The 10910-nt window shown below is 59.3% G+C and carries 9 protein-coding genes; 1 reads left to right on the top strand and 8 read right to left on the bottom strand.

Annotated features, from left to right (window positions below; translation table 11 throughout):
- Positions 1 to 156 precede the first annotated feature (156 nt).
- The 3 genes from AACY44_RS09100 to AACY44_RS09090 form a co-directional block, all read right to left on the bottom strand.
- The gene (locus AACY44_RS09100) at positions 157 to 876 is read right to left on the bottom strand and encodes a hypothetical protein (protein WP_339420673.1); all 720 of its coding nucleotides are present in this window, start codon (positions 874 to 876) and stop codon (positions 157 to 159) included.
- A gap of 172 nt (positions 877 to 1048) precedes the next feature.
- Positions 1049 to 2302 carry a 2-aminoadipate transaminase gene (locus AACY44_RS09095; RefSeq protein WP_339420672.1) on the bottom strand — a complete coding sequence of 418 codons (1254 nt, stop codon included), beginning with the start codon at positions 2300 to 2302 and terminating at the stop codon, positions 1049 to 1051.
- A gap of 89 nt (positions 2303 to 2391) precedes the next feature.
- Positions 2392 to 3285, bottom strand: coding sequence for a LysR substrate-binding domain-containing protein (locus AACY44_RS09090; protein ID WP_339530072.1), 894 nt, complete (start codon positions 3283 to 3285; stop codon positions 2392 to 2394).
- Positions 3286 to 3429: 144 nt separating this feature from the next.
- Between AACY44_RS09090 and AACY44_RS09085 the strand changes: the two genes are divergently transcribed.
- Entirely contained in the window at positions 3430 to 4458 is a 1029-nt protein-coding gene (locus AACY44_RS09085; RefSeq protein WP_339435960.1) for an amino acid ABC transporter substrate-binding protein, read from the top strand.
- A gap of 51 nt (positions 4459 to 4509) precedes the next feature.
- Here the strand turns inward: AACY44_RS09085 and AACY44_RS09080 are convergent, their stop codons facing one another.
- The 5 genes from AACY44_RS09080 to AACY44_RS09060 form a co-directional block, all read right to left on the bottom strand.
- A complete protein-coding gene (locus tag AACY44_RS09080) occupies positions 4510 to 5523 on the bottom strand; it encodes a diguanylate cyclase domain-containing protein (RefSeq protein WP_339435961.1) in 1014 nt (337 codons plus the stop codon).
- A gap of 137 nt (positions 5524 to 5660) precedes the next feature.
- Complete coding sequence (locus AACY44_RS09075; protein ID WP_339496826.1) at positions 5661 to 7553, bottom strand: alkaline phosphatase family protein; 1893 nt, start codon at positions 7551 to 7553, stop codon at positions 5661 to 5663.
- A gap of 112 nt (positions 7554 to 7665) precedes the next feature.
- A complete protein-coding gene (locus AACY44_RS09070) occupies positions 7666 to 7872 on the bottom strand; it encodes a hypothetical protein (RefSeq protein ID WP_339420667.1) in 207 nt (68 codons plus the stop codon).
- 176 nt (positions 7873 to 8048) lie between these two features.
- Positions 8049 to 10292, bottom strand: a complete 2244-nt coding sequence (locus AACY44_RS09065; protein WP_339530069.1) for an ATP-binding protein — start codon at positions 10290 to 10292, stop codon at positions 8049 to 8051.
- Positions 10289 to 10903 carry a biliverdin-producing heme oxygenase gene (locus AACY44_RS09060; protein ID WP_339420665.1) on the bottom strand — a complete coding sequence of 205 codons (615 nt, stop codon included), beginning with the start codon at positions 10901 to 10903 and terminating at the stop codon, positions 10289 to 10291. Before AACY44_RS09060 ends, AACY44_RS09065 begins: the two co-directional genes overlap by 4 nt.
- Positions 10904 to 10910: the final 7 nt, after the last annotated feature.

The following is a 10910-nucleotide window of genomic DNA, read 5'->3' as shown; positions in this document are numbered from 1 at the left end:
CTCCCACTCGGGTGCTGACACACCAGTGCTGGCTACGGCCTTTGCCCCGCACGCGTTCTATAACCTTACGATGAACCAGTTTGATGCGCGACAGCGCTACGTCGAAGATGTAGTGGGGCCTCCCACATTTGATTCTGCGGTGTAGCTTGCTACGAGTTACTGCTGAGCGATGCTGTACCCCTCAAACGCAGTCTGCTGTTGCAACGCAGTAATGACGCTTTTGCGGCTCAACGGCTGTTCTGCACCGGCGTTGTCCACAAAGCTCTCAACCGTAAGCTCCGCTTCATCGCCTTCACCCACAAAGCTGAAACCCAAAAACTCAAACGCCTCACGGTCAACGTTCAGCTTCGAGCGCGGCGTGCGCAGTGGCAGGGTGACGCTGATGCCATCTTTGCTGATCACAAACACTTCGGCTTCTTTCTTGGGCCGTGAAGCCTTGCTCTTGCCGGCGCTTGGGTTGCTGATGGCCTGGTGGCTCTGGTTCAGTACTTTCAAGGCCAGGCCGTAGACCAGCTCCTGGAACTCGGGGTCGTCCTTGAAACTCGACAGGATACGGCTGATCGAGAACTGGCTGCTCAGGTCTTCCAGGGCAGCATTGTCGGCCGCCTCGGCGTCTTTCAATTGCTTGAGCTGGCCCATCAAATCGTAGGCTTTGTCGTCGTCGAAGGCATCGTGGGCCTGGCGGATGGCCACGCGCAGTTCGCGGATCTGGTCGCTTTCCTTGGACGTATGGAACGCGTCCAGCACCATCTCGCTGATGATCTTGGCTGCTGGCACATGCTGTGAAAGATTGATGGCGTTTTCGTATTCGGCTTTGGCGCGCAAGGCGGCTACGGATTCTTCGGCGGATTCTTCGATGGTGTAGGAATCGGGCATTGAAATTTCACTACTTCAGTAAACGAGGACAAAAAAGCGTCGGGCATTTTCAGGGGGGAGGGGGATCAGGTCAAGGCAGCACAATGCCCTTATCACGACGTAACGCCGGCAGCGCCCATTGCAGCCGGACTGCCCACCTGCAAAACAGACCTACGAAAAACCCCGGCCTTCCTTACTGGGACAAGTGCCTCAGGCACGCTTCGAGGATATCCAAGCCCTCCTCCAGCACCGCCGGCTCAGTCGTCAGCGGTGCCAGTAAACGGATGATATGCCGCGACTTGCCGCTGGGCATTAGCAGCAACCCGGCATCCCGTGCCAGGCCCAACAGTTGAGCAAGCTGTTTCGGTGCGGGGGTGCCATCGGCGTTCGCCAGCTCAATGCCGCGCATGGCGCCGACGCCGGTCAGGCGGCCGAGGTAGGGCGTGAGGCCTTGTGCGCACCAGGCTTCATAGCGGCTGACGATGGCTTCTTGCTGTTGCGCTCCCCAAGTGTTCAGGTGCTCATCTGTCATTGCGTCAAGGGTGGCTAATGCTGCGGCACACGCAATAGGGTTGCCGGAATACGTGCCGCCCAGGCCGCCCTTCGGCAGGTTGTCCATCAACGCCTTGCGCCCCACTACGGCGCCCAGCGGGACACCCCCGGCGATGCTTTTACCCAGCAGGATCAAGTCCGGTTCGATCCCAAGGCGTGAGAACGCAAAACGCTGGCCGGTACGGCCAAAGCCGGATTGGATTTCATCGGCAATCAGCAGGATGTTCTTCTCATCGCAAAAGCGCCGAAGAGCCTGGGCGAACTGCATATCTAGCGCCAGGAACCCCCCTTCGCCCTGCACCGGTTCGATAATGAAACAGGCCACATCGTTGACGTCGATTTCTACGCTGAATAGGCGGTCCATGGCTTTCAGTGCCTCAGCGCAGGTCACGTCGTTATCAGCACTGGGGTAGGGCAGGTGGAACACCGGGCCGGGCAGTACACCGACCTTTTGTTTGTAGGGCGCGACCTTGCCGTTGAGGTTGAGCGTGGCCAGGGTGCGGCCGTGGAAGGCACCGTCAAATGCAATCACCGCCGTACGGCCGGTGGCGCCGCGCACGATCTTCAGCGCATTTTCCGCCGCCTCCGCGCCGCTGTTGGTGAGCATGCCGCTGACTGGGTAGTCCACCGGGATAAACGCGCTGAGGCGCTCCATCAGTTCGATGTAGGGCGCGTGCGGGGCGGCGTTGAACGCGTAGTGGGTCAGTTTGGTCGCTTGTTCACGAATCGCCTCGACCACGCCCGGGTGGCAATGGCCGAGGTTGAGCACACCGATGCCGCCAACAAAATCGATATAGCGTTTGCCCGAGGTATCCCAGACTTCGGCGTTTTTCCCGTGGCTGAGGCTGATGGGATGAACGATGGAAATCGACTGGCTGATGGTTTCGTGGCTCATGAATTGGTGACTCGGCAGTGACGGGCGTCTTTTTATCTAAGCTGGGCGCCCGCCCTTGTCGCAAACGAAATAAAGTCGCCGGGTCATTATTAAAAGTCGGGATGTGAGCGGACGTAGTCCACCATCCAGTTCAGGAAGGCCTTCACCTTGGGGACCTCGCCGGCATGCTCGGCATGGGCGATAAAGTGCGCGCCGCTGCTGGGCATTGCGTAGTCCCACGCAATCATCAGGCTGCCCTGGGCCAACTCTTCGGCCACCAGATACTGCGGCACCAACGCTACGCCGTAGCCCGATTGTGCTGCGCGAATGCACATGTAGAACGTGTCGAAACGCGGCCCGTGATAGCTGTTCTGCGAGTGCAGCCCCTGTTCGAGGAACCATTCGTGCCAGGCTTCCGGGCGCGAGGTGCATTGCAGCAACGTGTGGCGCGACGAAGCATCGCTGCCTTCGGCAACAAAGCCCGGTGCGCACACCGGCACCACCGCTTCACGGAACAGCTCGATGCACGTCGCGCCCGGCCATGAGCCCTGCCCATAGAAAAACGCGATATCGGCCTTGGCCTGCAACACATCGAAAGGCTCCAGGTCGTTGCGCACATCCAGGTGGATATTCGGGTGTTTCACCGCGAAATCCTTGAGCTTGGGCACCAGCCAGCGATCGCCGAAGGTCGGCTGGGTGGCGATGCGCAGCACTTCGGTCTCGCCGCCGTAGGTGAGGATGTAGCGGCTGGAGATGTCCACCTGGGTCAGGATTTTGTGCACTTCGGCCAGGTACAGCGACCCCGCTGGCGACAGGTGCAAGCGCTGGCGGACCCGTTCGAACAGGTTGTGGCAGAGCATTTCTTCCAACTGCGCCACCTGCTTGCTGACGGCACTCTGGGTCAGGTGCAGCTCTTCGGCGGCACGGGTGAAACTCAAGTGGCGGGCGGCGGCTTCGAAGCATTGCAAGGCCGTCATCGAAGGGGTCAAGCGTTTTGAAATCATGCAGTTCATTCCAAATCGGAAGGAGCCTTTGCCTAAAGGTCGTTTGTGGCAGCGGCGTAAAGCCGTGGATACTGCCCGGCAGCACTATAAACCGGCGCGGGCGATACGGCGCCGAATAATAAGGAATGACAGGGAGAGCCTTGCATGAACTCATTCAAAATTACGTTGGCCGCGATTGGCGCCAGCGCCGTGCTTGGCCTGGCAGGCACCGCCCACGCGGGCGCAACCCTGGACGCCATCCAGAAAAAAGGCTTTATCCAATGTGGTGTCAGCGATGGGCTACCGGGCTTCGGCGTGCCCAACAGCCAGGGCAAGATGACCGGTATCGATGTGGACGTATGCCACGCAGTGGCGGCAGCCGTATTCGGCGACGCGTCGAAAGTGAAGTTCACGCAGTTGACCGCCAAGGAGCGTTTCACGGCGCTGCAGTCCGGTGAGATCGACCTGATCTCACGTAACACCACCTGGACCAGCTCCCGTGATTCGGGCATGGGCTTAGTGTTCACCGGCGTGACCTACTACGACGGCATTGGTTTTCTGGTGAACAACAAGCTGGGCGTTACTGGCGCCAAGCAATTGGACGGCGCCACCGTGTGCATCCAGGCCGGTACTACGACTGAACTCAATGTTTCCGATTACTTCCGCACCAACGGGATGAAGTACATACCGATCACCTTTGACACCGCCGACGAAAGCGCCAAGGCCCTGGAAGCCGGGCGTTGCGATGTACTCACCACCGACCAATCGGGCTTGTATGCCCAGCGAATCAAGATGGCCCACCCGGACGAGTTTGTGGTGTTGCCGGAAGTGATCTCCAAGGAACCCTTGGGGCCGCTGGTGCGTAAAGGCGATGACGAGTGGTTCAGTATCGTCAAATGGACCTTGTTCGCGATGCTCAACGCCGAGGAAATGGGCATCACCTCGCAGAATGTCGAAGAGCAGGCCAAGACCACCAAGAATCCGGACATTGCGCGGTTGCTGGGAGTTGATGGCGAATACGGCAAGGACTTGAAACTGCGCAAGGATTGGGTGGTTCAGATCGTCAAGCAAGTGGGCAACTATGGCGAAGTATTCGAGCGCAACATCGGCCAGGGCAGCGTGCTGAAAATCAAGCGCGGGCTCAATGCGCTGTGGAACAACGGCGGCATCCAATACGCGCCGCCAGTCAGATAAACGCGGTCCCGCTGTAGGCGCTGGCAAGCCTGCGCCTACAGTGAACATTGCTCATTCAGACACGCCGTCCTTCCCCGCCGCCTTGGCGCGATACAACGCCTGATCAGCGCGCGCCATCAGGGCCGCGGGGGGCTCATCCCTTAGATGCACAGCAACACCCAGGCTCAGGGTTACCTTGAAATCATCCCTTTGCGGGCGATTCCTGAACGTCTGGCGGATGTTTTCTGCCTGCGCCTTTGCGATGTCCAGCGAGGTTTGGGGCAGGACCAGCACAAACTCATCGCCGCCCCATCGGGCCAGCAGGTCATTAGGGCGGATACAACTTTCCAGGCATCCCACCACCCGCACCAAGGTCTGGTCGCCCACACAATGACCGTAGCGGTCATTGATCAGCTTGAAGTTATCGATGTCTATGGCAATCAATGCCAGCGGCAGGCGAAAGCGCTGGGCACGGTCGCATTCTTCGAGCAGCACTTTCTCCAGGCGATAGCGATTGGCAACCAGGGTCAGCGCATCCCGTTCGGCCAAGGTGCGATTTTCATCCAATTGCAGCTGCAGCTGCTGATTGACCCGCGACAGCTCGCACGTGCGTTCGGCCACCAGTGCCTCAAGCGATTGATTGCGCTTTTCCAGCTGTTCGACGGAGCATTTGCGCAGATGAATATCGCGATGGGCGCCCACCATTCGCGCCACCGAGCCGTCGGCGTTACGTGCAATCACGTAGCCGCGGTCTTCGATCCACAGGTAGCTGCCATCTTTTTTGCGGCAGCGATATTCGACTTGGTAGTGGGGGGCGCGACGGTGGATGTAGTCGTCGAACAGCTTCATCACCTGGGGGTAGTCGTCCGGGTGAATCACGTTCTCCCAGATGAACACAGTGTTCTCTAGTGCATGGCGGTGATAGCCAAGCATTTCGTACCAGCCTGGATTGCGGTAGACGAAACCTGTGTTGGCATTCCAATCCCAGATCCCGTCACTGACCAGCTCCAAAACGGTGTGTAGCATGTCGGCGTTGAAGTGAGAGAAATCTTGCTTTAACGGATTAGTGTCGGAGGTATCGTTCATCTGTGCATTCCTTGCGAGGGCCGGCATTCAACGCCTACCCCTGTTGTCGCCGATACTCCGTGGCTGGAGCTACTGTACAACGGAGCCTGGATGCTTTGAATAGGGAAGGTGTACGGCGAAAGATTGATGGAAGATAGCTATTGCTTCGGCGCCACCATCCTCGTCTGCTCCTTCCCATCTGCGTTGTGCTGATAAATCGCGTCGGGCTGACCCTGCTCATTGAAAAACACTTGGCCAATCCCCGCCGAATTCCATAACCGCTCGCCCGCTTCGGCGTGCTCCGGAATATGGGGCACCACCTGCATGGTGCGGCGGCGGGTGAACCAGTTGAGCGGCGAGCGCGGCGAGTATAGCCAGCGATTAAGGCGGTCGAACCACTCCAGCAGGCGGGGTGGGAATTCGTTCTTGATACCGCTGCTGGTGATCTGCCAGATCCTGGGGCCGGCGTTGCGATGGCGGATCAGCACTTCGTAGACGAACGAGTAGTGCACGTCACCGGAGAGGATCACGTAGTTACCCGGCGTGCGGGAATGACGGAAGATATTGAGGATTACTTGGGCGGCTCCGCGATGGGCCATCCAGTTTTCAGCATCCACCAGCAAGGGGTGGCCGCACCAACTGAACACCTTCTGCACTGTCTCGATCAACTTGACGCCGAAGATTGGCGCGGGCGAGACGATGATGACCGAGGGGTGATCCAGCAGTTCCTGTTGCAGCTCGCTCAAGGCCTCCCAGTCCAGCAGCCCGGAAGGTTGTTTGAGGGTGAACTCGCTGCGCCAACGGCGAGTGCGGGTGTCGAGCACCACCAGGGCGGGGGTGGTGGGCAGTACGTAATGCCAGCGCTGGAATTTCAGCAACGTTTCGAGCAGTTCATCCTGCGCGCCCGCGTCCAAATGATTGGCTTTGGGCTGAGCCGTGAGGGCTTGGGTTTGGCTGACCAGTTCGCCAAACGCGTCCGGTTGGTTGCCCCAGCCCTGGCACAGCAAATAGGCAAGCAGGGCGTTGCCGATGATGCGCTTGGAGAAAGGGTGGCCGTAGGCAGTCTCCTCCCATTGGGCGCTAAGGTTCCAGTCGTCGGTGATGTCGTGATCGTCAAAAATCATCAAGGTCGACAGGTGGGCGAATACCCGCGCGACGCCCTGTAGGCCGTCGCGAAATTTATTGATCTGTACCTGTTCGCGCGCGTAGCGCTGGTGTCTTTCTACGTTCAGTTGCGCAGGTTGAGGTGCAATCAACGTCCAGGGCGTGGGCGACCATACCAGCAAGTACATTGCGATGACTTCAGCGAATGTCACCAGATGATTGTCGGCGGTGCTGCTGGTGAAGATGGGCTTTTTTACACCACCAAAGAAGCGTTCGCGCAGGGTTTCGTTGCTGTCCAGTGCGGGCAGCAAGTCGGCGCGATGGTAGTAGCTGGCGCTGTGCCTGTAGAGGCTGGCGCTGTCATCGACCACGGCGCCCTCCAGGTATTCATCGAACAGGCCCAGGCGTGCGATCAATGAATGTATTGCCCGCAGCATCGGCCCGGCCACATCATCGGCGTAGACCTGATCGCCGCTCATCATCAGCAAGGCTGGGCGATCGGTTGGGGTGTGGGCGTCTGCCAGCAGGCGGTCGACACACAGCAAACCCTCGTCGGCACTGTGATGGGGTTTGCGGCATGAGCCGTGCACCAACTGGTGGATACGGCTGTGCAACACGAAACTCGGAAGGTGGGCGTTGGCGTACAGCAGGTGCGGTGCCCAGTCAGCAATGCCGGTGCTGTCGAACAACAGGTCGTAGTCGATCGCCACGTCCAGGGGCAGTGCATCGTCCAGTGACACGTCGATCAAATGGATAAATGCCTGGCGCCCTACTGCCACAACCTGGCACTGGTTCAGGGTGATCTCCAGTGTCTGAGTTGGCAGATGCAATTTCAGCGTCAATTCAAGTGCGCGGCTTCCCACCAGCCACAACACCAGGCGACGAGGTTCGAGACGCCGCAGCAGTGGGCCGGCCAGTACGGCGGGCAGTGTGTCGGGATGCGGCATGCAGGCAAGAATTCCATGCAGGGTGAGCCGGCAAGATTAACCCAGTGAATGTCATCGTTTTGTTAAGGGAGAGCGTACGGAGGGCCGTGCACTGCCCTCCGTGTAAGACCGGTTAAAGCAGGCGACCTTGCCCCAGGCTGTCTATCCCACCGCCGTTTTTGCGTCGACGGTCATTGGCTGTCGTACTTGCAGGGTCAGCGGCATGCAGTTGCGTTTGTGTGTCGTCAATACTGCGCTTCCTGCGTTGGGCCTCTGCATCATCCTTCTGCAGCGGTGGGTAGTGAAAGTGGCCCATTGAGTGGTTGATAGCGTTAAGCATGGATGTTTCCTTCTATTGGGTAGAGGATTCTCCGCTTGTGAGAGCGAAGTGAGACCAACCTTATAGAGGGCGAAACGGGCCAGCTATAAACGCGCTGATGCAAGATATGACTGACGTGGGTAAACGCGCTTCAGACGTCATCAGAGGCGCACCGCCGCTCTCACGGTTTTACCGTGTCAGGTTGGCGAGACTTCAATTAACTTCGGCACCGTGAATCGGAACTCACTGCCACGACCCAATTCACTTTCTGCAACGATCCTGCCGCCATGGGCCTGCACGATACCTTGCGTGATGTACAGTCCCAGGCCGCTTCCGGTCGGGTTGTTCTCCGCCTGGGTCCAGTAGCGATCGAACACGTGAGGCAAGTGCTCGGGTGCAATGCCTTCACCGGAGTCGCGCACCGAGAAGACGATGGCGTCGTCGGTGCTCATGGCGCTGATACCGATGTTGCCCTGGCGCGGGGTAAACTTGATGGCGTTGCCGATCAGGTTCGACAGCACCTGAAACAGGCGCTCGGGGTCGCCGTTGATCAGTAGGCCAGACTCGGCGTTGAACGACAGGTCGATGCCTTTTTCCATCGCCAGCGGTGCGAGCAGGGCGTAGGCCTCTTCAAACATCTGGCTCACGTCGAGCACCACCAGCTTGACCACATAGCGTCCGGCCTCGATTTTCGAGGTGTCGAGCAAATCTTCCAGCAGCACATTCATGCGCGCGGTCGCCTGTTGCATGGTGTCGATGGCCGAGGAAATCCGCCGTGAGGTGTGGGGACCATCGGAGCTGAAGGCGTTCTGCATCATGCCGCAGAGCATGGAGATAACCGTCATCGGGTTACGCAAGTCGTGTGACACCACTGCCACCAGCTCATCGCGGGCGCGCACGGCTTGTTGTTCGCGCAGTACCTGGCGAGCCAGGTCGGTTTCCAGGGCCGAGCGACGCAGGTCGTTGGCGGCGAAAAGGTCGCCATGGCTCCATTTGGAGGAGATGCCAGCCATCTCGACTTTCCAGATTTCAAACGAGGTACGTGGGCGAAGGCGTAGGCCTGCGTCGGAATTTTCCAGGTTCAGTGGCTTTTTTGGGTCGCCGCTCCAGTGGATGTTCTCTTTGACTTCCGGGCGAAACCACAGCAAACCGTTGTCCACCGGCTTCGGCAGGCTCAAGGCCAGGACACCGCTGGCCACTTGCTGGTACTCGGAGGCCGGCGGATACACCGACGCCAGGTGATGACTGGCGAACACCGGCTCGCTGCTCATCTGCAACCATTTGTGCAACGCACGGATCTGCGCTGGTTCCGGGCAATTGCCATAGCAGCGCAGTTGCTTGTCTTCGATGATCGCGACGCCGCCGGACACGGTCAGGTCCATCAGCAAGCGCGGTTGCTGGGCCAGGCCCCCGAACACGCTTTCTTGCGACGCTTTCATGGCTTGATCCAGCAGCGTCAGGGTCTCGACTTTCTCTTCACGCTGACGTGTCAGGTCCAAGGCCTCCATGGCGCTGATCTGCAACGACAAGACCTGGCCGATAGTCTGGCAGGCGGTGCGCAGGTCATTCGGCACCATCAGCGGTTCGCGGTTGCCGCAGCTGATCAGCCCCCAAAGCTTGTCGCCTTTCATCAGCGAGATGCTCATGGACGACAGCACGCCCATGTTCTGCATGTACTGGCAGTGAATTGGAGACACGCTGCGCAGGGTGGCGAAACTCAGGTCCAAGGGCTGGTCGGAGTCAGGGCGCAACTTGGGCAACAGCGGCACCGGCTCGTAGGCGGCGTTCGGGATGATGCGCAACCAATTGGTGCGATACAGCTCACGGGCCTGCTCCGGGATGTCGGACGCGGGGAAGAACAGCCCGTTGAACAGCTCCATGGACGGTGCCGACGCTTCGGCGATCACCTGGCCGTGACCTTCGTCTTCGAAGCGGTAGATCAGCACGCGGTCGTAGCCGGTCATGGCCTGGATTTCAGTCACGCTGATTTCGTACAGCGCTTGCAGGGTTTTCGCCGACTGCAAACGCTGCAGCATTTTGCCCAGGTCACTGGTGCGGCCGCTCAGTGCCCGTGGGCGGAAGTCCTTGACCCGTGGTTCGAACTCCAGCACCAGCACATTCTGATGGCGGTGCAGCAGGCCTTCGAACTCCGCGCCGTTGAGCGTGACGTGCAGAGGTGCAGCGTCGAAAAACGTATTGTTTTCGGCCATGGCGCCGACGGCGTTGGCGTGCTCGGTGCCTATCAGCGTGTGCAGCGGCTGGCCCAGCAGCGCTTCGGGTGCGTGCCCGAACAACGTGTCGACGTTGGCACTGACCTGGATGATATTCATCTCCGGCTCGGATAACGTCAGCAGCGCACCGTGGGGTTGGATCGCACCCGGAAAGCGGATGGGCTCGTCGGCACAGTTGGTAAGCAGCTCTTCAAAATCTTCGGTTTTCATAGCAGTACCTCCTGGCTGTCGAGCCATTGCTCAAAGCAGCTGAATGTCGAACGGGCAGCATCCACCGCGCGCTGTTTGGCGCGGGCATCCAGCGGCAGGCGTCCCAGGTAATCGAGAAAGTCTTTCCAGCGCCGACCTGTCTCGGCACCGTATACATCGAGAAACGCGCCACCGTTGTCGGCATTGACGTGCAGACGCTGGGCCATTTCCCGGCGCAGCACTTGGCCGCCGAGGGTCGCGCCTTCCAGCACGTACAGGGCACCGAGGCAGGCGGCGGGGGTGTCGAGGGTCGGGAGTTTGGCGCAGCGGGGCAAGGCGTCAATAGCCTGCTCATCCAAGCCCAGAGCGTTGAGGTCATTCAGTAGCGTCGGCGTTTTCGTACGCAACCCCTGGTCGAAGCCTTCAGGGATCAAATCGCATTCGTACAGCGCCGCTTCCATTGGCCCATAAAACCCGTAATACGCCTGCAATAAGCGCTGATACCAATCGGCATCCATGCGCTCGGAGAAAAATGGCAGGCGCTTTTCCAACGTCATATGCAGCAGGGCTGTCCCTGTGCGCAACGTTTCCAGCAAAGAGGGCGCGCCAACGTCATGGGCCTGTGAATGCATTCAGTGA

This window comes from Pseudomonas sp. RA_15y_Pfl1_P11, assembly GCF_963970975.1.
Lineage (GTDB): Bacteria > Pseudomonadota > Gammaproteobacteria > Pseudomonadales > Pseudomonadaceae > Aquipseudomonas > Aquipseudomonas tritici.
Note: the sequence above shows the minus strand (reverse complement) of the source record. Positions and strands in the feature narration are given on the sequence as shown.